The 25683-nt window shown below is 37.7% G+C and carries 22 protein-coding genes; 5 read left to right on the top strand and 17 right to left on the bottom strand.

Annotated elements, in window-relative coordinates; translation table 11 throughout:
* Positions 1–3 precede the first annotated feature (3 nt).
* The 9 genes from cas3 to B0I26_RS09670 form a co-directional block, all read right to left on the bottom strand.
* Positions 4–2343 (bottom strand): CRISPR-associated helicase Cas3', encoded by a 2340-nt coding sequence (gene cas3, locus B0I26_RS09710; RefSeq protein ID WP_111645257.1) that lies wholly within the window; start codon positions 2341–2343, stop codon positions 4–6.
* A gap of 54 nt (positions 2344–2397) precedes the next feature.
* Positions 2398–3117, bottom strand: coding sequence for a type I-B CRISPR-associated protein Cas5b (gene cas5b / locus B0I26_RS09705; RefSeq protein ID WP_111645256.1), 720 nt, complete (start codon positions 3115–3117; stop codon positions 2398–2400).
* A gap of 11 nt (positions 3118–3128) precedes the next feature.
* Entirely contained in the window at positions 3129–4091 is a 963-nt protein-coding gene (gene cas7b / locus B0I26_RS09700) for a type I-B CRISPR-associated protein Cas7/Csh2 (protein WP_111645255.1), read from the bottom strand.
* Positions 4081–5811, bottom strand: a complete 1731-nt coding sequence (locus tag B0I26_RS09695) for a TIGR02556 family CRISPR-associated protein (protein ID WP_111645254.1) — start codon at positions 5809–5811, stop codon at positions 4081–4083. The genes cas7b and B0I26_RS09695 overlap by 11 nt, the downstream gene beginning before the upstream one ends.
* 1043 nt (positions 5812–6854) lie before the next feature.
* The gene (locus tag B0I26_RS09690; RefSeq protein WP_111645253.1) at positions 6855–7301 is read right to left on the bottom strand and encodes an aminoacyl-tRNA deacylase; all 447 of its coding nucleotides are present in this window, start codon (positions 7299–7301) and stop codon (positions 6855–6857) included.
* A gap of 481 nt (positions 7302–7782) precedes the next feature.
* Positions 7783–8856, bottom strand: coding sequence for an ABC transporter substrate-binding protein (locus tag B0I26_RS09685; protein ID WP_111645252.1), 1074 nt, complete (start codon positions 8854–8856; stop codon positions 7783–7785).
* Positions 8853–9656 (bottom strand): ABC transporter permease, encoded by an 804-nt coding sequence (locus tag B0I26_RS09680; protein WP_111645251.1) that lies wholly within the window; start codon positions 9654–9656, stop codon positions 8853–8855. Before B0I26_RS09680 ends, B0I26_RS09685 begins: the two co-directional genes overlap by 4 nt.
* On the bottom strand, positions 9653–10453 hold the full coding sequence (locus B0I26_RS09675) for an ABC transporter permease (RefSeq protein ID WP_111645250.1): 801 nt from the start codon (positions 10451–10453) through the stop codon (positions 9653–9655). Before B0I26_RS09675 ends, B0I26_RS09680 begins: the two co-directional genes overlap by 4 nt.
* Entirely contained in the window at positions 10443–11549 is a 1107-nt protein-coding gene (locus tag B0I26_RS09670) for an ABC transporter ATP-binding protein (protein ID WP_111645249.1), read from the bottom strand. Before B0I26_RS09670 ends, B0I26_RS09675 begins: the two co-directional genes overlap by 11 nt.
* 264 nt (positions 11550–11813) lie before the next feature.
* Between B0I26_RS09670 and B0I26_RS09665 the strand changes: the two genes are divergently transcribed.
* Complete coding sequence (locus B0I26_RS09665; protein ID WP_245934752.1) at positions 11814–12092, top strand: hypothetical protein; 279 nt, start codon at positions 11814–11816, stop codon at positions 12090–12092.
* 218 nt (positions 12093–12310) lie between these two features.
* Complete coding sequence (locus tag B0I26_RS09660; RefSeq protein WP_111645248.1) at positions 12311–12880, top strand: Uma2 family endonuclease; 570 nt, start codon at positions 12311–12313, stop codon at positions 12878–12880.
* A 129-nt stretch (positions 12881–13009) separates the two neighbouring features.
* On the opposite strand, the gene gatB is transcribed toward B0I26_RS09660, so the two are convergent.
* From gatB to gatC, 3 genes are read right to left on the bottom strand one after another with little or no spacing between them, the layout of a single operon-like run.
* On the bottom strand, positions 13010–14440 hold the full coding sequence (gene gatB, locus B0I26_RS09655) for an Asp-tRNA(Asn)/Glu-tRNA(Gln) amidotransferase subunit GatB (protein ID WP_111645247.1): 1431 nt from the start codon (positions 14438–14440) through the stop codon (positions 13010–13012).
* A 13-nt stretch (positions 14441–14453) separates the two neighbouring features.
* Positions 14454–15911, bottom strand: a complete 1458-nt coding sequence (gatA, locus tag B0I26_RS09650) for an Asp-tRNA(Asn)/Glu-tRNA(Gln) amidotransferase subunit GatA (protein WP_111645246.1) — start codon at positions 15909–15911, stop codon at positions 14454–14456.
* Between the two features lie 12 nt (positions 15912–15923).
* Entirely contained in the window at positions 15924–16214 is a 291-nt protein-coding gene (gene gatC, locus B0I26_RS09645) for an Asp-tRNA(Asn)/Glu-tRNA(Gln) amidotransferase subunit GatC (protein ID WP_111645245.1), read from the bottom strand.
* Between the two features lie 204 nt (positions 16215–16418).
* Between gatC and B0I26_RS09640 the strand changes: the two genes are divergently transcribed.
* The gene (locus B0I26_RS09640) at positions 16419–17204 is read left to right on the top strand and encodes a VOC family protein (protein ID WP_111645244.1); all 786 of its coding nucleotides are present in this window, start codon (positions 16419–16421) and stop codon (positions 17202–17204) included.
* Between the two features lie 271 nt (positions 17205–17475).
* Here the strand turns inward: B0I26_RS09640 and B0I26_RS09635 are convergent, their stop codons facing one another.
* The 4 genes from B0I26_RS09635 to B0I26_RS09620 form a co-directional block, all read right to left on the bottom strand.
* Positions 17476–17997, bottom strand: a complete 522-nt coding sequence (locus B0I26_RS09635; protein ID WP_146612805.1) for an HXXEE domain-containing protein — start codon at positions 17995–17997, stop codon at positions 17476–17478.
* An 11-nt stretch (positions 17998–18008) separates the two neighbouring features.
* Positions 18009–18374 (bottom strand): DUF5367 domain-containing protein, encoded by a 366-nt coding sequence (locus B0I26_RS09630; protein WP_111645242.1) that lies wholly within the window; start codon positions 18372–18374, stop codon positions 18009–18011.
* Between the two features lie 61 nt (positions 18375–18435).
* The gene (locus tag B0I26_RS09625; RefSeq protein WP_111645241.1) at positions 18436–18822 is read right to left on the bottom strand and encodes a YvaD family protein; all 387 of its coding nucleotides are present in this window, start codon (positions 18820–18822) and stop codon (positions 18436–18438) included.
* Positions 18823–18847: 25 nt separating this feature from the next.
* Positions 18848–20041, bottom strand: coding sequence for an MFS transporter (locus B0I26_RS09620; protein ID WP_111645240.1), 1194 nt, complete (start codon positions 20039–20041; stop codon positions 18848–18850).
* Positions 20042–21820: 1779 nt separating this feature from the next.
* Between B0I26_RS09620 and B0I26_RS09610 the strand changes: the two genes are divergently transcribed.
* Positions 21821–22162 carry an STAS domain-containing protein gene (locus tag B0I26_RS09610; RefSeq protein ID WP_111645238.1) on the top strand — a complete coding sequence of 114 codons (342 nt, stop codon included), beginning with the start codon at positions 21821–21823 and terminating at the stop codon, positions 22160–22162.
* A 488-nt stretch (positions 22163–22650) separates the two neighbouring features.
* On the opposite strand, the gene B0I26_RS18845 is transcribed toward B0I26_RS09610, so the two are convergent.
* Positions 22651–24306 carry a LuxR C-terminal-related transcriptional regulator gene (locus B0I26_RS18845; protein ID WP_281268698.1) on the bottom strand — a complete coding sequence of 552 codons (1656 nt, stop codon included), beginning with the start codon at positions 24304–24306 and terminating at the stop codon, positions 22651–22653.
* A 1048-nt stretch (positions 24307–25354) separates the two neighbouring features.
* On the opposite strand from B0I26_RS18845, the gene B0I26_RS09600 reads away from it, so the two are divergent.
* Positions 25355–25683 (top strand): HAMP domain-containing protein (locus B0I26_RS09600; protein ID WP_146612804.1); only part of this gene is annotated, 329 nt, incomplete at its 3' end.

The raw sequence follows: 25683 nt of genomic DNA, 5'->3' as shown, positions 1-25683 counted from the left end.
CACCTACCATATGAGCCCTTGACTTTTTGTTTTATATCCAAGAGTTTCGTCATAAAAATCACTCAATGAATCCATATTGACATAACCAATCCCATGGACTATCGGAGGTTTATGATCTACTTTTCTTGGAATAGAAATCATATATTGATAAAAAGAAGCTTTAATAGACGCAAATGCTTTTTGCCGTTCTAAAGGGTTCTTTATTCGAATAATGTCTTCAAAACATCTAAATAATTCGGCCGCTTCCTCATTTAATTCAATGAAAACATCAAATTTATCTTCTCCTGATTCAATGAGACGAAATTGTGAAACAGGTATGCGCTCATTCGTTGCTTCTCCATCAAAGTAAAGTGTTTTGATTCCCTTTAATAGTTGTTTAGACTCCCGATTGCTCATTTTACTAGTTAAATGTTGAAAATAATGTTCTATTAAATGGAAAAACTCTTTTTCTTCAACTATCTCATAATTTTTTAACATGGATTGCGTTAAATCGATGCGGACTAAATCATAAATATAGCTTGCATATCTCCGCTTTCCGTCAGTTAATGAAATAACGTGCACTTCCCCTCTTCTTTGTCCGTGGCGATTACATCTTCCAGCCGCTTGGTGAATAGAGTCAAGCGGGGCAAGATCGCGATAAACTACGTCGAAATCAATATCAACACCCGCTTCTACTAGCTGCGTACTGACAACGAACCGATATGTTCCTTTTTTAATTTCATCAATGCGGCGTAGTCTCTCTTTTGGTGGAATATGGGTAGATAAAAAAGTCATTTCTTCTTTATTAACAACTTCCGCTAATTGCTCATACAGCTTTTTTGCACAATCGATCGTATTGACAATAAATAAATAACTCTTCTCCGTATCTAGTTCTAATCTGTCTACAAACGACTCAATTGTTAAATTTTCTTCTACATGCGGAAAAAGTTCCACTCTTGATAATGCTTGAAAGTAATCATTTGGATTTACAAGCTGTATTACTTTATTCTGATCAAAAATAGCAGGTGTTGTGGCCGAACTAAATAAAAAGTAACAATTCAACTCTTTAGCGAGCACCTCAAACATTTCTTTTACAACTAACCAATATCGATGTGGAATGGCCTGAATTTCATCGATAATGATGATTGAATTGGCTAAGCGATGGAATTTTCGTAACGCCTTATTTTGATTGCTAAAGATTGTATGAAAAAGCTGTACAAATGTTGTTAATACGATTTCTGAATTCCATCCTTCTATAAGCAGCTTCGCAACATCATACTCAACATTATACTGTTCTTCCTCTCGTTCTACTGAGTAACTCATCTCCGCTAAATGATGATGTGCTAAAAAGAGACGATGATCAACAGAAAGTCCGTTAGCCTGAAAGATATTTGTTAGTACTGCGCTTGTTTGGTCAATAATACTTAAAAACGGCAAGCTATATATAATGCGGGAACAAACTCCTTTTTTCTTTTCAATTTCTTTTCTTAAATTTAACGCAAATTGAAACGAAGTAAGAGTTTTTCCCATGCCTGTTGGCAACTGCAAAGAATAAAAGTGGTTACTTAAATCAATTTCATAGTTTACTACTTCTCTAAATGCTTGCTCTCGTAGCTCGTTCATCGAATTATTTTCCCATTGTTGTTTTTCTTTATAGACTTGAATCATTTGTACCGGAAGATCAAGTCGATCTGAAAACGACCATGTTTCCTTTTGCATAATCCCTGCTTCCGATTTATCGGCATCTAAGAGAAGAGAAAACATAAATAACAATTGGATATAAGGTGCAAGTGACTCATTTTCATCATTCCACTTCATAATGCTGCGGCGAATCTTACGGCCTTGTGTAAACATATCGTGAACCCACTGCTGGAACTGTGATTTTGTAAATGGTTTTTCTGATAATGCAGGGATAAACGGTTGGTACACTTCGTTTAATGTTTCAAAATTTATTGCTTCAATTTGTTTAAGCAACTGTTGTTCCATTTCATCACTAAACTGCTTAAACTCTTCTAACCAATCATCTAAATTGCCATGGTGGCGTTTAACAATTAAAAACGCAAACCATCTCCAAATCGGTTCAATTTCCTCACTTTGAGCTATAAATTGAGCCAGCAAAAAAGCGGAAAGCAACGCATGACTTCTTAATTTCTGCGGTGCTTCAAATTGACGAATATAATCTTGAAAATAACGATGTGCCTTTCCAATGTCATGAAATAATGCAATGTATTCATTCAATGTTTGAAACCATTTTTGTTCGGTAAGAGGTAATTTTTTCTCGTTAAGAAATAAAGATGACAAGGAACGTACTCCGTCAATATGCTGTTGCAGTGGATAGTCAGGGTGTGAATATAATTCATTCATAAAATTTCCTCCATCTGTAAACAAAGCACGTATGAGTGAACATACGTGCTTTTTCTAGTTGAGAAAGACAATATTTTTACCTTGCTCATTTGTCCAGTATGAAGAAACGGAAGCTGTAAGCGGTTGACCGTTTGCTTCGAATAATACTTCATCATAACGCGATACAATCCGTTCACTGTTCATTTCGATAGGTAACCGTTCTTTTAAATATTCTTTTCCGGCTTCAATTTTCAATGTTTGCAGTAAACTCTCAGGAATTGCTGTTACAATCTCAACAGCTTCCTTATCCGTTCGATTCTTAAATGTTTCTAGAGATACAAACTCGATATTAGCAATGCACTCACTTAACCCCATAGATACGGTGTAAACGTTCTTATGTTCTTTTACATAGTGAACCAGCTGCTGAAACAGTTCCCCATTATGTAAATGAACATAGCACCGAAATCGCGGAAAACGTAAAAACTCTGTACGAATTTGCGTACGGGCTCCTTCTCTTCTTTGTTTCGGTATCCATACATTCCCTTTTGTGTTAATATGATTCAACCCGAGGCGTATTTTTTTAACAGAGTTTATCAACTGTATTGCTACTTTTGTTGTTTCATGATTAATATATTGTAAATACTTGTTCTCCTCTTTTTCTAATCCAATAATAGCGCCTATGATTCCATAAAAAGAGGTTGGCGGAATCATCGAATATGTTAAGGGTGAAGAAGTCGAATAAATTTTGCGAAAATGCCCAAAATCTGCACTGATATCAAAAGTTAGTACATTCATATGCTTCACCCTTAAAATTCTTTTCTCTCTACAGTAAGCCCTTTGCTTGTCAAACTTTCAAATAAATTTTCACTGCATACTAAACGTTCATCTTGCACTAATTCTACCCGCTCAATTCTATCTTTATACTTCTCTAGCAATTGAATAAGTGCGGTTACATCTAACACATAATCAGCAACATCGCGAATCTCTTCATCTGCTTTTTCAGAATGTAAAGATACATACTTATCTAACTCGCCAATTTGGAAATGTTTTTCTTTATATACAACTCTCATCAACAAACGAGGAGTTTGTCCAACTTTTGAACGCGAAATGAGGCTTTTCGTTCCATTCCACATTGCTTCTAACATAAGCTGAATATCTTCTTCGGTTAAACGTGTATACTTAGCAGCGGATTCATTAATAATGCCGTAAAACGAGATAAGAGAATATGGCAATACATATTCTTCACGGAATGTTTTTTGGGACATCTTGCTTCCGGAAGCAAACGCGCCTGTGCCTTTTATATATTCAAGTTTCACTGCATGCAATGATTGACCCATTTTAAATTGAACAGGACCTGTATGAGTGATGGAACTTTTTTCTTTATTACTTTTTTCAATTGGCAATGTTACACCAAAGAGGCGAACATCGATGCAATTGCTCAATACTTGCTCGTTGATGATCGATTTCATCTCGACCAACGATACTTTTGACTTGTTTACTTTTTCACCATTTTGTATTAAAAAGTCTTCCGCCCGCATTTTCGCATCTTGAATATGCTCATTCTCATCAGCAATTTCACGAACAAAAATTTCCTGTCCAAAATATTGATGTAAATAATCGCGAATCGTACGTTTTAATCGCACATCAGTCACAATGTTTTTTCCAGTTTCTTCATCAATGCGCGGTTTATTTTCATCAACAGGGTCACCGTTCGGATTGGCCCATTGGATATCATACAAAAATAACAATTCAGAACGATTATTCAGCATCGATAGCCGCCTCCTCTTTAGTAAATAAATTTTCTTTTACCTTTGAAACAAGGTTCATACCGCAAACAAAATAAAAGTTCAACTCATCAATAGACATTTTCCAATTTTTTTGTGCTGTCATAAACAAAGTCGAAATCTCTTCGGCCAGTTGCTGGTGACTTCGTTGATACGCCTCATATTCTTGTAACTTATTAATCACTTTCGGAAGCAACCCTTTCATTGTTCGTTCGTCCATTTTTAGGCTCATCAACTGCTTCAAAAATGGCTTACTATTCCGCTTGCTTTGCTGCACATCTAATAACATTTGTGTTAATGCTCCAAGCAAAAAGATGGCTTTTTTCTCATTCGTATCCATTTGTTGCCCAAATACTTCAAACAAGGAGTCGAATCGGCTTCCCATTGTATTTCCTCCTTTCGTTCCTAGTACGCCCGACTGTTCTAAAAATAGAATAACTGCAATTGCCTGTCGCACCTTATAAAAAAATGATGAATTAGATTCAGCTTCGTAAAAGTCTTTGCGAATTTCTTGCATAATAAATTTAAGCAAAAACGGAAAATGCAACGAACGCTCTCTAAAAACGCTTTCAACAATATCTAAGAAATATTTGTCAACAGAACCGCTAAAAAAGGTTCGTATAAATCCAAAATGGAAAGGGTGAGTTCCTTCTGAATATAATAATTTCTCAACATGAATTTTCGCTTTAAATAACTCTTTTAGTCTTGACGGCAATACATCTTCAATCAATAGTAATATCCGTTCAGCACTCTGAATCTTCTGTAAAAACATTAAATTAATCGCCAATGTATTATTAACATCTGCTAGAGTTTCTAAAATATCTTCCTCGGTTGTCATAAATGACTGCGCTTTCTTATGTTGTAAGCGAACTTCTTTATCTTGTGAATATAGAAACTCAAATATTGACTGATAATCTTCATCATCTAAGTTTGGTGAAAGAATAAATTTCGGAACTAACAAATAGGATAATCCATAGAAATTGAAACGTAGACGATCTTCTATAATTCTCCTACCTTCTTCAATAAATGTTTTGCAAGTAAGACAAACCGGATAATTACGCCATGCTTGCTGCTCATCAAAGCCGCCTGCAACAAATCCTGGTTTATCAAGTGTGTAAAAACGAAATACCGACATCTTTCCAATCACTATATCTTTTCTTTGGCCACATATAGAACAAACTTGATTAGATGCAGATAATTCTAAATCCTTTTCATTTACAAGAAATAAAAACGCGTCAACAAATGCGGGAATATCATATAAGAATTGCCCATTAATCTTCAAGGATATAATGGCTCGGTCGTTTAATTGTGTAAATTTCTCTTCAAGCTCAGTTAAAATGCTATCTTGCCTATCAATAAGCAGTTGATAAATAGCAGAAAAATAAGGATTCGTACTATTACCACTTCGTTGAGTCTTTTTAAACCAACCAAGCACCTTTTGCTGAAATGTGTTGGATAATGTGGTAATCCGTGCTGTAGGGGAATAGTTCGTTCCTCGAGAAGAACCATTTCTAAAAAGGTATTGTCTAAAATCATCACTTGTTTCTTCGATCTCAGTTCCTTCCCAAAAAAATTCACCATTTTTCTCACTAAGTAAAATGTTCAGAGAGTAAGGGTAACCAGGGTCTTCAATTAACTGATCAACCGTTGATTTTCGCTTACTTTCCAACGCCAATTTTCCTATTTGCGCAACCGCTTCTATCAAATTCTCACCCCTATAAAATAAATTCACCTTGCATAAAACACATAAAAATAAGATTATAACTATATTTTTACATATTAAGAAATAAGTTTAAATAATAAAATATTTAAAATTATTTGACAATTAACAACCCTACATAAGTGCAGATTAATTTTCCGACATATTCATAAAGCATTCAGACTATTCTTTTGCCTATCTTAAACGTCTTGTCGTCTTTTCAATCTATATAATTCGAAAATGGCTATATTTCTAATAGTTAAGATAAAAACTTCGATTCATGATTTTGAACTAGCACATTTTTTGCAGTTTTAATCCTCATAGTTTAAGATACAAACAGAAGATAGTCATTATATAGCCTTTAAAGAAAAATGTAATATCTATTTAGATTTTATCAATATTTAACTTTTATTTCCATATTTTCCGGTATGATTTAACATTTTATTCAAAAACACGAATAATTTTTTGGGCTTCACGCCTTCTAAAATTTTCATCATCTCATTTTATTTCTACATGCAAATAAATTTTTGGATATATTTGAATATGTAATGCATTTTTAATTCAATTCATTCAGCAGAAACAAAAGTTTTTTAATTTATTATGAATGAACGAGTTATATTGACAGAAAAGAGCTTGGTCATGGTTGAATACACGTATGACAAGCATTATGTTCACTATAAAAAGCGAACAATACTCTAGATAGTATCTACAGAATATCTTTGCTTTTATCAAATCCAATATAAATTTTCATCCATTCACGTATCTTATTTAAAATTGGAGCTAGTGCTGATCCACCCTTTTTTCTTCTCTCTTGTTAATGTTTTATCAATTAGCTTTGCTGCCACAATCATGCCCTTCTCCTTTCCTACCTAAAAAGCTTTTAAGATTATCGTATGCCATGAAGAGAGATTTTGTCATATTAAATCGAATCTACTGGATATCTATCATTCGATTGTTACTCTTTAAAAAATCTTATTTTGCTCTTCAAATTGCAGAGAATATCGAAATTATCATATGAGACGAGGGAATTGACTTCCAGCAGCAACACTTTAACCCAATAAAGCAACAACTTGATTTAGTTTTTCCAAAGCATGAGGAGGCATTTTCAATGTCGAAGTTGGGTCTCCCGTTCCTCCGTAAATAAACGGATAACGAAAAAGTTCCTTATCTACTATACAAGGCAAAGAAAAACCTACCAAAGGAACACTGCCGACAGTGTACCCTGTTATCTTCTGGACTTCTTTTGGAGTTGCCATTTTTAATTGATTACCTCCCAAAAGTTCTGACACTTCTTCCAAATTTACACGCCCACGTCCTCCGGAAACAATCATCGCAAAATAACCTTTTTCTGACTTAAGAACCAATGTGGGTGCTGTCTGGCCTATTTCAATCGCAAAATAATCCGCGCCTTCCTTCGCTGTACGAATGGGATTTTCGTGATGAATGATTTCAAATGGAACTTCATTTTCCTGCAAAATCGTTTTTAAATTATCCATAAGTAGATGTCCCCTTTTAAAGTTTTTTTAAAATGAATTCTACTACAGTTGAATTGTCGACATCTTATTACTTCCACATACTAATCCAATTCCCCTTTGTAAATACTAAAAGGACAAGTATAGACGCAAACACATATGCAAGCATATATAATTTTCAGTTCCCTATAGATTAAGATAAAAATGGCAAAATTATTGGTGCATGGGCAGTTGCAAAGCAGTTTCAATCCCTCGTAGTTAAGATAAAAAAACCAAAACCTACTAATCAAGTAAGATTCTTACAAAAAAGAAATTTAGTTATTGCTATTTTAGCGGAAGTGGCAGGTTTTATCAATTTTTTATTTTTCTTTTATTTTCATCGTTTTTTACGTTATTGCTTGAGAAAATAAAATGTCGTCGATCCTCCGGGATGGATACGCTATTAGAGGTCGACGACAACTTTTTTATAAAACGAGCACTTGTTAAACCATATATCGTTTTACTGCTATTTCCGATGCATTTTAAACTCTAAAAAGAGCTCATTGTAGTAGGCAAGCATCCGTTTGCCGAGGTTTTCATATACTTCGAGGTTGTCGATGGAATCGAGATCAGGATAAAACCGCTCGTCATTGGCGATTTCCTTCGGCAAGTATTCAAGCGCCTTTTCGTTCGGGGTAGAATAACCGACATATTCGGCATTTTGCGCGGCGTTTTTTGGATCGAGCATAAAATTAATGAATTTGTGGGCGCCTTCAATGTTTTTCGCCGTTTTCGGAATGACCATGTTGTCAAACCATAAGTTCGAGCCTTCCTTTGGCACGACATAATCGAGCTTTTCATTTTCCCAGATCATTTCTGCCGCATCTCCGGACCAGACTACGCCGATTGCCGCTTCTTCATTGGCGATCAGCATTTTAATCTCATCGCCGACAATCGCCTTGACATTTGGCGTAAGGGCATCAAGCTTTTGCTTTGCTTCCTGCAAATGCGCTTTGTTCGTATCGTTTAATGAATAATGAAGGCTGTTTAGTCCCATGCCGATGACTTCGCGCGCACCGTCCACGAGCAAAATTTGATTGCGCAAATCTTTATCCCATAAGTCGTTCCAACTTGTAATTTTTTTGCCGCCAAGCATGTCAGGGTTGTAAACAATGCCTACCGTTCCCCAAAAATAGGGAATCGAATATTGATTTTCCGGGTCAAACGATAAATTGAGAAAACGCGGATTGATATACTTCAAATTCGGCAGCTTCGAATGATCAAGCGGTACAAGCAAGCCTTCTTCCTTCATTTTACTGACGGCATATTCAGAAGGAACAGCCACATCAAATGTCGTTCCCCCTTGAGCGATTTTCGTCATCATCGCTTCATTCGAATCAAATGTTTGATAAATGACTTTGATGCCTGTCTCTTTTTCAAATTTTTCAATAAGTTCAGGATCGATATAATCTCCCCAGTTGTAAACCGTCAGCGTATTATCGCCTGAATATCCTTGAGACGAATTGAGATAGGAGACGAAATATAACAGAGCCATCGCTGTCAAAAAAACGGCGGCAAACGCTTGAATAAGTTTTTTCATTTCCGTCCCCCCATTCCGTTCAGGCGATTGTTCCGCTGGCTGACAAAGTAATAGCCGATGACCAGCAAAATAGTAAACAAGAAAATAAGCGTTGACAGCGCGTTGACGGATAACGAAATCCCTTGACGTGCCCGCGAGTAAATTTCCACGGACAACGTCGAAAATCCATTTCCGGTTACAAAAAATGTCACCGCAAAATCATCGAGTGAATAGGTGAGCGCCATAAAAAAGCCGGCAAAAATTCCCGGTGTGATAAACGGTAAAATGACTTTTGTCAATACATCCCATTGACTTGCCCCTAAGTCGCGCGCGGCGTCAATCAGCGTCGGACTCATTTCCTGCAGCTTTGGCAGCACCATCAAAACAACGATTGGGACGCTGAACGCAATATGCGATAAAAGAACGGACGTAAATCCGAGCTTAATCCCGGCCATTGTAAACAAAATCAAGAAAGACGCGCCGATGATGACATCAGGGCTGACGATTAACACATTATTGAACGTGAGGAGCGCATTTTTTACTTGCCTCTTTTTCACATAATAAATCGCCAGAGCGCCCATTACGCCAAGAATCGTCGAAATCAGCGCTGACAGGAGAGCGATGATTAATGTATTTAACACGATAATAAGCAGGCGCGTATCTTGAAAAACCTCTTTGTACCATTCAAGAGTAAATCCTTCAAAATCATGCATCGTGCCTCCGCTGTTGAACGAATAGAACAGCAAATAGAAAATCGGAGTGTACAAGATGATAAAAACGATGATGAGATATAGATGCGGCCATTTTATTTTTCTTTTCATACTTTCCCCCTCCGATTTCCCGTCAAGCTCATAATCACCGCCATGGCGATAATCAAAAAGACGGCAATCGTTGCGCCCATTCCCCAATCCTGGGTCACAAGAAAATGCTGTTCAACCGCTGTTCCAAGCGTGATGACGCGGTTCCCGGCAATCAAACGGGTAAGCATAAACAGCGATAACGCAGGAATAAATACCGCCTGGCACCCTGCTTTCACTCCATCAAGCGTCAACGGAAAGACAACGCGCCGAAACGTCGTCCAGGCGGAAGCGCCGAGATCGCGGGCGGCATCCACAAGCGATGGATTCAATTGTTCAAGAGAGTTATAAATTGGCAGTATCATAAATGGAATAAAAATATAAACAGATACAAACACAAAGCTGAAATCAGTAAACAAAATTTGTTTTGAACCAATTCCGATTGTCTCTAAAATCGCATTAGCCAGCCCATAAGTGCCGAAAATGCCGAGAAAAGCGTATGCTTTCAACAGCAAGTTAATCCATGTCGGCAAAATAATGAGCAGCAGCCATAATTGTTTATGTTTCGTTTTCGTCAGCAAGTAGGCGGTTGGATAAGCAATCAGTAAAGAAAACGCTGTAATTAAAAAAGCATACCAAAAAGAACTTAACGCCATTTTCAAATAAACCGGCGTAAAAAATTTTTTATAATTAGCAAGCGTCAAATTCCCTTCAATATCGAAAAACGAATAATAGAGGATGAGAAAAATCGGTGCCACAACAAACAAGACGATCCATAATGCATACGGAATAAGATAAAGATTGCGCACATTACTTCTCATCGCTAACCTCGCTGTAAGCCTCCAGGCGGCGATCGTACTCTTCTTCTGTTTCGTTCAAACGCATAACATGAATTGCTTCCGGATCGAAATAAAGACCGATTTTCTCTCCTACTTCCGCTTTTTTCGTTGAATGCACAAGCCATTCATTTCCATCTTGGTCATAACAGCAAATTTCATAGTGAACGCCGCGGAACAATAACGAATCGACGCGAACTTGCAGTTTTCCTCGTTCCACGCTTGTAATCTCTAAGTCTTCCGGGCGGATGACAATATCGACATGTTCATTTGGCTCGAAACCTTTATCTACACATTCAAATCGTTTTCCTGCAAATTCGACTAAGCAGTCGGCAATCATTTTACCAGGGACGATGTTCGACTCCCCGATAAAATCAGCAACAAACCGATTGATTGGCTCATCGTAAATGTCTTTCGGGGTACCGCTTTGCTGGATTTTCCCTTTATTTAAAACAAAAATCATATCCGACATCGCAAGAGCTTCCTCTTGGTCATGTGTGACAAAAATAAATGTAATGCCGAGGCGGCGCTGCAATTCACGCAATTCATACTGCATTTCTGTCCGAAGCTTCAAGTCCAACGCTGACAACGGCTCGTCGAGAAGGATCACTTCCGGTTCATTGACAATCGCCCGGGCGATGGCGACCCGCTGCCGCTGTCCGCCGGACATTTCGCGAATTTCCCGGTTTTCATAACCTTCTAAGTTGACAAACCGCAGCGCCTCGGCAACTTTTTCTTTTATATCGGCGTTTTTCATTTTTTTAATGCGTAAGCCAAAAGCAACATTTTCAAATACATTTAAGTGAGGAAACAACGCATAATCTTGAAACACCGTGTTCACTTGCCGTTTGTTTGCCGGAACGCTGTTGATTTTTTGACCGTTAAAATAAATGGCGCCCTTTGTTGGTTCCGTAAAACCGGCAATAAGGCGAAGAATCGTCGTTTTCCCGCACCCGGACGGACCGAGCAGAGTATAAAACTTTCCGCGTTCAATTTCAAAACTTACGTCATCAAGCACAGCGGGACCATCATCATACTGCTTTGTCACATTTTCAAAGCGAATAATGACATCTTTCGACATAAGCGCCCCCCTAGTTGAATAGAAATATTATGATGGCTTTCATCGCACCTTCTGCCTATCACCGCATGTTCTTATACGATGAAAATCTATTCGATGATCGTGAAACCATATGTTTCCTATCATCACTATTAGAACATGGTGGAATGGAAAGTGCAATGAAAATGTTTAAAAAATAACAATAAAAACTCCACTCCAATATTTTCAGTCGAAATAGAAATCATCTGCCGTTTGATGTAGAATGGAAACGAGAAGGAGGTGATGGAAATGGCAGAGGAACTGTTGCGTGAAATCCTGCAAGAAGTGAAAGCAACACGTCAAAAGGTGGAGTTGCTTGAAGAAAAAGTGGGTTCGCTCGAAGTAAAAATAGATGCACTCGAAACAAAGGTAGATTCGCTTGAAACAAAAGTGGATGTACTTGAAAAAACAATGAACGAAACAAAAGCGATTTGTGAAGCAGTTCGCCACGGCCAAGAAGTACTCACTGCAAAATACGATCACTCTCGCTCGATCTCCACAAAACGCAAGGAAGCATTTCCCACCTGACAAACGTGCTTGAACAAAAAGTGCTCCCTGTCCTTCATGACCACGAATCAAGCATTTAGCGTCTTTAAGGTCGAAAGCACATTACAAAAATTAACCCATTTGTAATAGAAAGAGGCGGCATCGCCGATGAAGCGGTGTCGTTTTTCTGTCGCTCATCCTTATTATTTGTGAGAATGTTGAGAATAGCATAAAATGAAAATAAAAAAGGTGGCGGGAGTATGTCCATTCCAAATGAAAAGGAACGTTACACTTATGCAGATTATTTGCATTGGAATAAAGAAGGACGATATGAAGGAACAGACGGCATTGTGTTTATGACACCATCGCCGACACCGCAGCATCAACGAATTGTGACAGCATTATCCGCTTTATTTTTTCATCACTTGCAAAATCATCCTTGTGAAGTATTTGTTGCGCCAATTGACGTATGCCTGTTCGCAACAAAGGACACCCCTCTTCATGATATTAAAGACTGGTACGTTCCGGATCTGATTATCGTTTGTGATCCAAACAAAATCGGAAGTGAGCGAATTTACGGCGCTCCTGATTTCGTCGTGGAAATCCTTTCACCGTCTACCGCCAAACATGATCGTATTACAAAATTTCGCAGCTACGAACAAGCAGGTGTGAAGGAGTATTGGATTGTCGATCCGATTCATACAACCGTTGAAGTTTACGTGTTGCAAAATGATCGCTTTCAACAAATAGGCATGTATTATAAAGACAACTCTATTTCCGCCCATACTCTCCCAGAATGCATCATTGAATTAGAAAAAGTGTTTCCATAACTCCCTGTCAACAATATAAGGCTGTCTCGTAAAGGTCCGACCCCACGCGCATTTCACCATATATAGTTTTATGTCCTATATATTGTGTTGCGGGGGCAGACCTTGGGCGTTTGAGACAGCCTCGCTCTTTTATCGTTTATTCATTTCTTCTAATAATAACTTATTCACAAGCGGCGGATTCGCTTGTCCTTTTGTCGCTTTCATAATTTGACCGACTAAGAAGCCAATCGCGCGGTCTTTTCCGTTTTTGAAGTCTTCGACGGATTGCGGGTTGGCATCAAGCACTTCAAGAACGATTTTGCGCAATGTCGCTTCATCAGAGATTTGGACAAGTCCTTTTTCTTTGACGATTTGTTCTGGATCTCCGCCTTTTTCGACAAGCTCTTTAAACACTTTCTTCGCGATTTTTGAAGAAATCGTGCCGTTTTGAATCAGTTTAATCATACCGGCAAGGCTTTCTGGTGTTAAGGCGATTTCATGAAGCTCTTTTTGTTCTGCATTTAAGTATCCTGATACTTCAACCATGAGCCAGTTGGAAGCAAGCTTCGGATCGGCACCGTTTGCTACGGTCGCCTCAAAGAAGTCTGCCATTTCTTTTGTTATTGTCAACACTTTTGCATCATATTCAGGCAGACCAAGCTCTTCAACATAGCGTTTTTTCCGTTGGTCCGGCAGTTCTGGAATCGTCGCGCGGACGCGCTCTTTCCACTCATCATCGATGTAAAGTGCGACAAGGTCCGGTTCCGGGAAGTAGCGATAGTCTTCTGAACCTTCTTTAACACGCATTAAGATCGTTGTTTTTGTTGCTTCATCAAAGCGTCGCGTTTCTTGTTGAATCACTCCGCCGGAAAGAAGAATTTTCTCTTGACGCTTTGCTTCATATTCAAGACCGGCACGTACGAAGTTGAACGAGTTTAAGTTTTTCAACTCTGTTTTTGTACCGAACTTGTCCGAACCGATTGGACGAAGCGAGATGTTTGCGTCGCAGCGAAGCGAACCTTCTTCCATTTTACAATCGGATACGCCTGTATATTGGATGATCGATTTTAACTTTTCAAGGTACGCATATGCTTCTTCCGGTGAGCGGATATCCGGCTCCGATACAATCTCGATTAATGGTGTACCTTGACGGTTAAAATCGACTAGTGAATAACCGTCACCTGTATGCATTAACTTGCCGGCATCTTCTTCAAGGTGAATGCGCGTAATGCCGATTTTTTTCTTTTTGCCGTTTACTTCAATTTCAATCCAGCCGTTTTTGCCGATTGGCTGGTCATATTGCGAAATTTGGTACGCTTTCGGATTGTCTGGATAGAAATAGTTTTTACGGTCAAACTTTGTATATGTTGCGATTTCACAGTTTAATGCCATCGCTGCTTTCATCGCAAAATCCACCGCTTGTTTGTTTAAAACAGGGAGAACCCCTGGATAACCTAAGTCAATCACGCTCGTTTGTGTGTTTGGGGGTGCTCCGAAGTCGGTTGGACTGCTTGAGAAAATTTTCGACTTTGTTTTTAATTCAACATGGACTTCAAGTCCGATGACCATTTCAAAGTTCATCCTTCTTACCCCCTTACAATGCTGGCTTTTGTTTATGATAGTCGGTTGCCTGCTCAAACGCGTGAGCAACGCGGTAAATCGTGCTCTCGTCGAAGTGTTTGCCGATGATTTGCAATCCTAGCGGCAAACCGTTAGAGAATCCGCACGGAACAGAAATTCCCGGTACGCCGGCAAGGTTGACCGGAATCGTTAAAATGTCGTTTGCATACATCGTTAACGGATCGCTTGTTTTCTCTCCGATTTTAAACGCAGGCGTTGGCGTTGTTGGCCCGATAATCACATCGTATTTTTCAAACACGTTTTCAAAGTCTTGTTTAATTAATGTCCGCACTTTTTGCGCTTTTTTATAGTAAGCATCATAATAGCCGGAGCTTAACGCGAATGTGCCAAGCATAATGCGGCGTTTTACTTCGTTACCGAAGCCTTCGCTGCGCGTTTGCTTGTACATATCAATTAAATTTTTCGCATTGTCGGTGCGATAGCCGTAGCGGACACCGTCAAAACGGGCAAGGTTCGCTGATGCTTCTGAAGATGATAGTAAATAGTAAGTTGCAAGCGCATATTTTGAATGCGGAAGCGAAACTTCTTCCCATGTTGCTCCAAGGCCTTCTAACACTTTTAAGGCATCTAATACAGACTGGCGGACTTCCTCAGATACACCTTCGCCTAAATATTCTTTTGGCACAGCAATTTTTAACCCCTTAATATCGCCTGTTAATGCCGATACATAATCAGGAACATCGACATTTGCAGAGGTAGAATCCATCGGGTCAAGGCCTGCGATCACTTGTAAAAGATAAGCGTTATCTTCGACTGTGCGCGTAATCGGTCCAATTTGGTCAAGTGAAGACGCGAAGGCGACAAGACCAAAGCGGGATACACGCCCATATGTAGGTTTCAAGCCGACGACACCGCAGAACGCTGCCGGCTGGCGAATCGAACCGCCTGTGTCAGAACCTAACGCAAACGGTACTTCCCCTGCGGCAACGGCTGCTGCGGAACCGCCGCTTGAACCGCCCGGTACGCGCTCAAGGTCCCAAGGGTTGCGTGTTAATTGAAAGCCGGAGTTCTCTGTAGAAGAACCCATCGCAAACTCGTCCATATTTAATTTACCAATCGTAATCGCATCCGCTTCATGCAGGCGCTGCATGACTGTCGCATCGTAAATTGGGTCAAAGTTATAAAGGATTTTACTTGCGCATGTTGTGCGCAGCCCTTTTGTTACGATATTGTCTTTAATTCCAATCGGCATGCCAAAAAGTAAACCAAATTCTTTTTCTGTCGCTAACTTTTCATCGAGCTCTTTCGCTTTTGCGCGGGCATTTTCTTCGTCTAATGTTAAAAACGCTTGCACTTTTTCTTCTACTTCAGAAATGCGTTTAAATGATTCATTGACTAAATCAGAAACAGAGATTTCTTTTTTATGCAGCATGTTATGTAGTTCAGAAATTTTATGGTCAAATAATGACATCGTCTTCCCTCCTTACTCTATAATCGCTGGTACGCGGAATTGCCCGTCTTGATGGTCTGGAGCATTTTTCAAGACTTCCTCACGCGGAAGCCCCGGTGTCGGTATATCCTCGCGCATAACGTTTTTCATATCAAGCACGTGCGACGTTGGCGGAACGTTTTCTGTATCTAATTCGTTTAATTGCTCGGCAAATGTAATAATCGCATCTAACTGCTTCGTAAACATTTCTGCTTCTTCATCGGTAATCGCTAAACGTGCCAAATGCGCCACGTGTTTTACTTGTTCAATAGAAATTCTTGACATTCCCTTTCACCTCCGAAAGTTTCGACCTTTCACAATATAATGATGATACCAAACTTTCGCCCGTTGAAGCAATATTTGTCATGCTTTAATAATACAAAAACTAACATTCTCACACTAACCATTTACTTGATCCATCCGAACAGGCAGACTAGAATTGGAATAAATAGTTATTTAAACCACCTTTAGGGGAGAGGGAATGAAAAAATGAATATTACATTTGACCATCTCGTTCATTTTACAAAAAGTCCTGAAGAAGCAAAAACCGCGTTTCAGCTTATCGGATTTCATGCGATAGACGGAGGGAAACATCCTTCTTGGGGCACATATAACTGCCTAAACTACTTTACCGGATTGCGCTACATTGAATGGATTGGCTTTACGGACTTTGATAAAGCGAAAACTTCTGACAACGTATTAATCCAGCAAATCGTCACAGACTTCCATAAAGAGGAAGGCTTTTCGCAATTAGCATTCCGCACAAATGATATGGATGCTGTCATTAACCACGTTCAGGCAAAAGGGAGAAAGCCGATTGGTCCGTTTACTGGAAGCCGAAAACGTGAAGATGGTAAAGTATTAAGTTGGTCGATGCTATTTATCGAGGAAGAACAAGATGATACATGCCGCTATCCGTTTTTCATCCAATGGGGCGAACCAGAAGAAGCCCGCATGAAGGAAATGGAACCGCTTATGCAGCACAGCATCGGCTCGCCGTCTCTTTCATATATTGGGATGCATGTAAGCGACCTTGACAAGTCATTGCAAAAATATTGCCATTTATTCGATATGCCTCGTCAGTCTGTAACGCAAAACAAGGATGAATTTGGCCCCTATTCCGAGCTTTTTATCGGAAACATCTCGGTCCGCTTGTATGAGACCGCTCCAATCGGCCATGCTCTTATCAATCGTCCGTTTTTATGCGGAATAACCAAAATGCCGGAAAATAAGACCATCCAGGTAAAAAACGGAATATATCAGTTTACCGTATGAACCTCTTCCACCTACACGTTGTTTAGAGATGGGAGGCTTCTTACCAACTCCATCAAAGAAGCGACAGCGCAGAAGAGGGCTGTCTTCTTAGTGGATATAGTAAACAATACCGGTTTTCTATCGATCGGGCGGAGCAACCCATCTACTATTTCTTGCTTACGCATCCGCAGGTACGTCAGCTTGGCCGGTTCCTTATCTCCTCAAGTGATGGATCAAAAATCCGTATCACTTCATAAAAAATGGAGGCCTCTTTGTTATTTTCATATATCTCCTATCTTGCCAATAAGCTCGATATGAACAAGAAAATCACAATAAGAGGATTCATCACAATCACACTAAGTACCAAATACTTCATGACTCCCCTCGTTTGAATGCGATTGTTTTGAACGAATAGATAAAGGATATACGTCATATAAGGAATCATTAGCAAAACAGCAGAAATAAGCCCTGGAACATAATGTCTGTACACAAAAAACTGACCGGCATGAACCACCCCATTCACCAGCAATAAACAGATACAAAAAACGGTGAGATGAAGCGTGAGCCGATTGCGTTTCTTATATTCCATCCAGACAATGATACTAGCGGTTAAAGTAAGCAATATCATTGCAATGGCTAGATTCTTAAATTCATATAATCGTACCAAAAACATAAATGGCCGCTTATCTAAAAACTCATTCGCCCATCGTTGAAGAAATGGAAGCTCCTCTATATTATGAATCGCAAATACAACCGGCAGGAGCCATAAAATTTGATAAGGATGGATGCTTTTCTTCTTTTCTCGTTTCATCATCACTTTCGCGTCTACTTTTTTCTAGGGAAAATCCCTGTCATTAAAATCAAACTGTATGCCCATAACAGCCAAGAGCCAAAATATCGATCAGATTCTACAGATAAATTCGTAAACACATCTGGAAAGATAACTAATACAATCGTATCAATGAACATGCCGGGAAGCGCGATAAACATAGCAGCTTTTAAGCGTTCATCCTTTGTTAAACCTTTAAGCTTGTATAGCGGATAGGTTAATAAAAAAATGACCGGAACAACAAGCAAATAGGAAAGTAGAAGAAGTAAAGCATTTTCTGGGTTGAAGAAAAAATGTCCAAGAAATCGAAAAATGAGGGTGGCTCCTAGCCAAACAAGAAAGCCCCAAATAAGAAAATGCACGAACATCTCTCTCCTTTCCAAAGATACAATCTTGATGATCACAACCCTTGACAAACTGTCCTTATTTCTTTGCGGCAATGAAAGTTCTAATAAAAAATAATGGGTAAATCATTAAATACAAGTTGACAGCCCACCAAGTTATGTCAAAATCTTTGCTGAAAGTCCAAAATGCAATGGCTTGTAAGCCCGAACAAAAAGTCAAAACAAGAGAAATCAAAGCATAATTCATCCACGCTGGGTTATTTTTATTATATTGATATATACTGTAAAGACCGGTTATCGAAATGAAAATATCTAACGGAAAAAACGACCAGTTCCATGCTATAATGATTGGATTATCATAGTCTTTAAACGCTACACTTTCAGGTATAAGATGGAAAAAGGTAATGAACCAGTATACAATAAATCCAATATCAGTTACTAAAAAAAACGGTTTTAAATACTTCATTTTTCCTCCAACGTCACTCATTATTCTATTGTTTAACATATGTAGCGTTTCGTTCATGTTTCATCAATCGAGAAGACAGACTGTAACATATTAAAACAAAACACATGATATAAAGAGCTGTTGATATGCCAAATAAATCGGCCAGCCCTCCTCCTGCAATCGGCCCAAGGATCATTCCTAAGGAGTAGGCCATATTAAAAACAGCAAATGCAGCGGCATACGCACCACCTCCCAACCGATCAACGGAATTCGCTAATTCCGGCAAGGTTGGTGTTAAGGCAAAACCAGCAGCTGCCCCTACCAAAAAAAGTACAGCTCCTGCTAATATTAACGATTTAGGGATTATAACCAATGGAAGAGAAACGGCTAAAATAAGCAGACCTGACATCATCACAACAAACGTTCCGCATCGATCAGATAACCAACCAGCTAAAGGACTGATCATTCCATAAGAAAGAGTTGTAATGCCGAATAGAATTCCTATATGCACGGAATTAGCCTCTAAATGTTTTTCAAGATAAATAGGTAAAATAGGTTCCAAAATGCTTATTGCAGAAGCTCCAAGTAAAACTACACCAAAAATTTTTAATACGATACGGTCCCGGAAAATTTTCATTCCGGCGCTATTAGCACCTGTATCCTTTGGCGGATCCTCTAATAAAAATATCCTCGCGAAACCATCTAAAAGAATAAAACATGAAACAAACCAAAACGGCAGCTGATAACCTCCCCATTCAAACAACATCCCACCTACAGGTGCACCTAAAAGAGTCCCTGCAGACATAAAAGTCAGTACGGTTCCTAAAGCCTTTCCCCTTTTAGCAGGCGGATACATATCCATAATGAGCGCCAATCCCGCCGTCCATGTCGCCGCTGCTGCCACCCCTTGCAGCAATCTAGCAACAATTAACAGCATCATACTGTTTGCAAAAGCAAATAGGAAAGTACTTGCTAAAAGAACGGCCATCCCCCATAGCATGACTCCTCGTCTGCCAAACTTGTCAGAGATTCCCCCTAATATAGGAGTAGCAACCAAAAAAGAAAAAGCATAGCAACTGATCAGTATGCCAATAACTGTTTGCGAAGCACTAAATTTAGAAATGTAAAAAGGCACGATAGGAACAACAATACTGTACAAAAGCATATCAATAAATACGGCCATCGCAATGACAATCAATCCCGTTAACGGCTTTTTTCTCATAGCTTTAAGCTTTACCATAAGTTCACCTCTCTTCTTGTTCTACCACCGTTGACCACGCTAAAATTTTGCCTATAGCTCTGTTTTAATAGTTCTTTTCGTATTGTTGTTATCGACTATGATAAGAATGAAATATGTATCAAACAAATAATAGCAATTGCTTAAAAAACGATTGTCCCACCAATAGAAATCCATCTTGGTAATTTGCCTGCCCAATACCTTACAACTTCAAGTACGGTATTCAAAACTGCCAGCAAACAAACAACCGAAGTGAATTTAGCATTTGTTGCTTACTTCGTCGATCTCTTTCATTTGCATCTTCACTGTTTCTTTTTCGAGCATTTCAACAACACCTTATAGATAAATTTTAACAAAATCCCAAAAATTCCTTCTTCACATTGATAAAAACTCTAAAACAAAACCCCTTTGCTGTAACAAAAGCTTCACAATGTACTGTGTGATGAACATGTTTTATCCAGCTAGCATATTTCTAGAATCGAGTAAAAATCACAGAAATAGGTAACGTATAAACAAACTGGCGCCTGTTGAGTACTGACGTCAGCTTACAGATGTTCTTAACCGGATAAACATAGAGGGTGGAATGATAGTGTTGAAGTGCGGGAGCCAATAGATTGTTATTTTGAATAAAATAAACGTGTCATGCATTTTTTCACAATTATTGTCACGTGACTGCAGATTCAGGATTTCTGCTAAAATGAAGATAGTACTAATGACAAACTAGGTTGTTCAAGTATGACTTCTGATTGGAATTCAACAGGAATTTCAAAAATTGATCGGTGAGCTTGTTCGACAAATGACAATCGTTTTATTCGGCTCACTGGCAAGAGGAGACTATCAAAAACGTCTGACATCAACTTGGTGATATGGACAAACGATGGCAAAACTTGATGGAGCATGTCATTCTAATCGTTTTCACCTCTAACTCATTTAAAGCGAATCAAGCTACAAGAAAGGCAAAAAGCAAGGGGTTTATCCTCATACACTTCAAGTTAGTGAAATAACTTTTAGAATTTAGGAGAAGAAATTGAAACGCAAAAGGATATGAAAGATCGCTGATGATGAAAAGAGTTTTTCTTAACTTGATGGTTATGGGATCATCCTACCTAGTTATCACGGGGAATTTCATTTTGTTGAATGAAATTAGGGAATTTTAAATCGTTGTTGACGCCATGGAAAGATTTAAAAGATCGCTATTTTATTTTAAACAGAAAAGGGAGCCGGGATAGAAGAACACTCGCTGCATACTTCTTTTATTTTTTATTAAAAATTGAACCGATATTATTAAATTTGATTATTACCTTGCAAAAGATTTATCTGTCTAACCCCCCCCACAGCTACAGCCTCGAGTCAGCCGTGCATGTAAACGAATACAAAAAAGCTCCTGACAATCTAGACTTTTTGCATTTATGAAGATAATCTATTCGCATGAATAAATATTTAATGAACACCTATTCTTGCACAGCCCATCTCCTTGACAGAAATTTATCACTTATCGAATTCACTAAGTCATGTTAAAAATCATTGAAATTAGTTTGAACTAACCTTTCATTTTACACGTTATAAAGCCCTTAAAAGGGATGGTAAGCAACGCAATGTTTATGCTGAAAGAAACAAGAACATTCGTTCGTTTATGCATTTCATTGCTCCCAAAGAAACGGTTTATGTCATTTACTTTTGTAAAATTGTGCAAGATAATTTACTTAAGCATAATTTTCTGTAAAGAAACAAAAGTTTACACAAAACGCAAAAACTATAACAAAATGAGGTAGGAGATGGGCAATGAGAAAATTCAAAATTTTATATTTAAAGGAAGATATTACATTAAAAAATGTTGAATATCTTAAAAGAACAATGACTAAATTAATAAACGGGAACAACGAGTATATTATTTTAAATATGGAAAAAGTACGATACATTAACAGCATAGGTTTAGAAATTATCGCTAAATGTGCAATAATCGCAAAAGAACGAAAAAAAGAAATAGTGATTACGAACATCGGAAGCCCGCTGAAAGAAATTTTTCAGACCATAAAACTTCCCATCTTTACAAAACTATTCGATTCCGATAAAGAAGCAATTGACTATTTCAACAAAAATGACGACACTTTAGAAGTGAAATAATCATTTAAGATAAACGTGAGGCTGACTCATAAGAGTCTGTCTCCCTCAAACATTAAGAGCTAATTCTCCATGTTTATTTTAAATGATTCTCAGAAGATTGAAAAACCGGCATAAATAAGGCGTTTAGGTTCAGGCAAAAGAGCAATTGAGACGTTCTATATATGCTGGAAAATCAATCTACTATATAATTAATATAATAACAAAACAGGACTTCCTTTGTTCGATTATCTAAGTTTTTGCTACTTTTGCGACAATACCTGAATTACATTCAACAAATAAACGTTTTAAACAATTACATCTCGTTTATGTTTCTCCTCTTCGTTATGTTCTTCCCTCTTATTTGTGAACGAAGATTTATACCATAGACGATTATATATGAAAAAATGGCGATAAATATATCACCTTTTATTCCTATTCGTATATTTTTTAAACAAAAATAGTAATCAGGTACTACATCATTCCGAAAGTATAAATTTCCTTACACACATTTAATGCTCTTCTTTATTTCGACTATTCATATAATCAAGTTTATATACCATTGCAATCAATTGTGCCCGATCGGTTACACCTAATTTTTGAAAAATGTTTGTAACATGATTTTTAACCGTATGAATGCTAATAAATAAATTTTTTGCAATTTCACGATTACTATATCCTTGCATTAACTGCTTTAATACTTCGATTTCCCTTTTGGTTAATCGTTCAAGTAATGACAGATGCTCTCTTCCTTCATTAGGTAACAGAAATTCATCGACATTTGCAATGAATAATTGTTTCAACCTTTCTTGGCTAATAGTAAACAATGTAGTTACATACACTTCCGCTTCCTTCAAATCCTCCTCTTTTTCAACATGAACAGCTAATACTCCTCTTATTTTTTCGGATAACGAAAAAAACGCCTCAACCATTAAACCAAACGGTGCTTTAAATAACTTTAAAAGAAAACCTTCCCCCTCATTCTTTTCTTGGACATAACGAGCTCTTAAATGCTTTATATAGTCTTCCAGCTGCTCTTCAGAAAGTAAGTGATTATTTTTTATATGACTATATTGTTTTCCAATAAAGATAACAACTAATCTACTTGATATAAGATGCTGCACTAAATCGGTAATAATATGGAGCATCTCTTCAATATTGTTAACAGTTCCTATGACTTTACTCATATCATTTAAAATTGAAAGACGCATCAAATGCCGATCAATCGAAGATATGATTTTTTCGTATTGTAAATGAAGAGTTGTTACGTTAACAGCTACCTGCATGATTTCTTTAACCGTAGACGCAGAAAAATACTTGTTGTGGAAACTGCCGGCAAATAAAATTCCATGTAACTCATTATCGACCATTAAAGGATAAGCCAAAAAAAGTAAAGGCCTAAATGGATGTTTAAAAAACGATGGCAAAAGCAAATGAGTTGCTGCATTTTCTATAATAAGTGGTTGTTTATTTTTCGATAAAAATTTAATGAACGGATCATCACTATGCAACGATAATTGACGCCATCGCTTTATTTCTTCACCGACGGTATGTTGAATTAAAAATTTATGTTCATTTACCTTCTTTGCATACGCTACAAATTCAATCGAAGAGTCGATTTTTTGAAACATTTTTAAACCATTTTCTATATCCGTTTGTTTTTTAGAAATTGATTGTATTGCGTCATTTAGCCATTGGAGATGGTTAATATATTCACGTTCATATTGATGCGATTGAAGAAATTGTTTACATATATTTGCCATTTGTTCTATATATTCAAGCTTTTCTTGCATACTCTCTAATGAAATTTCTTCTGCCAAATGAAGAAGATGAGAACAATGGTTCTCTCTGAGAGAAACTTCCGCCCATCGCTTCATTCCTTTTTCAATGAATACCCCTGCCCAAATAAAGAGACGGGATTCATTTTGAACAGCAACAGGAGCAATCAAAGCTTTGAGGCCAACCACCCCCGTATCCACCCACATGGCGCGGCGTAAATAAATAAGATCACTTGGAAGACGAAAAGTAGACAATATAAATTCTGTTAAATCATTTATTCTTGATATTTTAGTAACCGGTATAAACGATTGATCAAAAATAACAAGTGTAGACTTTAATAATGAAGCATACGCTTCTTGAACACTTTGTAGAAATTTTTCTAACTCCATTGACACTCACTCACTTTGCCATTTATAATTCATTACATCCTCAATTGAGTTAGCCCCCTCCTAAAGTTATACGTACTATTAAAAAATCGCACAATCGTGATTTTGTTTCCCATTTATTTTAATTTTCCGATTTCAACTTTTTCAATAATGTATTTTACAAAAAAATAGCAATGAAACTAAAGTTTCAAGCTTATTTCTGCTACACGATTCATGACCTTGCTTCCCTTCTTCGTAAACTTTCCCCATTTTTGCACGAGATTTGAACCAAGGTTATATCCTCTAGCCACTAATGCTTTATTCTCAACTTCGATACTTTTTCACCGCTTGCAGTATCAATTTCATTGGAATATTTTCTCCGCTTTATATATATCTGCCTAAATTCCTTAGGAGTTAATGTGAGACAACGGCTAAATACATATATGATGCGTAAAAAAGTTATATTTTTCAAAACGTTTTGCACATCCCATCATTACTATGCCTGTTCGTCTGTTCAACTAATATTCATAATAAATAGGAATAAGAGGTGATATATTTTCGTTCGTTTTTAATATTACAATGATCTTCGTTAAAAATGAGTTTATTCAAATAAATGTGTCCAGGAGTATGACGCAGGAAATAACTCTTATAATCCCAGTATTTGTTGAAATATTTGTCACAAATCGAGTGATAGATTTTCGTTAATTATTATACTATCGATTGTTGGTTTTATTATGTTTACTTTATTCTCTCTCAAGCCGTTTTTTAGCAGGGATTTAACATGTTTTCTACAAGAAATATAAAAAAACCTTAAAATTTTGTATAAAAATACAGTTAAGAATTTAGCTATAGAGCTGCTATAGTTCTCTTTTGCCAAGCACCAGCCGCAACAGTTTTGGCAAAACTAAAAAAGGCTATCATGGCTGCAACTCCATGTAAAGCCTCTATGTATATTCTTTTTGCAATTTTCTGCAATTTTTATTTTGCGAAAGACAATTTAACACACAAGATGTACTTGTTATTACTGAAATAAAACATCTAAACTAATACAGCTTAGAAAGGAAGGATTAAATTGAAATTAAGAATGTCATACTTAAGCTGGGTGATTTTGCTCACGCTAATCGGTTTTGAAATCGTTTCCTATCTTCTTGATTACTTTCTTCAGGACAATAGGATGATTTCTTTCGTTACGTCTGTGGTATCAATCATGATATCCTTTATGATTCTCCGTTATTTTTTAGTCAAGCCGATTGCCGAACTAACGGAACGGGCGCAAGCGATTATGGATGGGGATGTAAGCCAAACAGTGCAAGTCGAAGCCAAAGGTGAGCTTGAAGTGCTGGCGAGAACCATCAATAATATGACTGAAAGCTTACGAAATCTCATTATCAAGCTGCAAAA

The organism is Paranoxybacillus vitaminiphilus (genome assembly GCF_003259935.1).
Taxonomy (GTDB): domain Bacteria; phylum Bacillota; class Bacilli; order Bacillales; family Anoxybacillaceae; genus Paranoxybacillus; species Paranoxybacillus vitaminiphilus.
The sequence above is the reverse complement of the archived record's forward strand: the minus strand, read 5'-3'. Positions and strand labels throughout refer to the sequence as shown.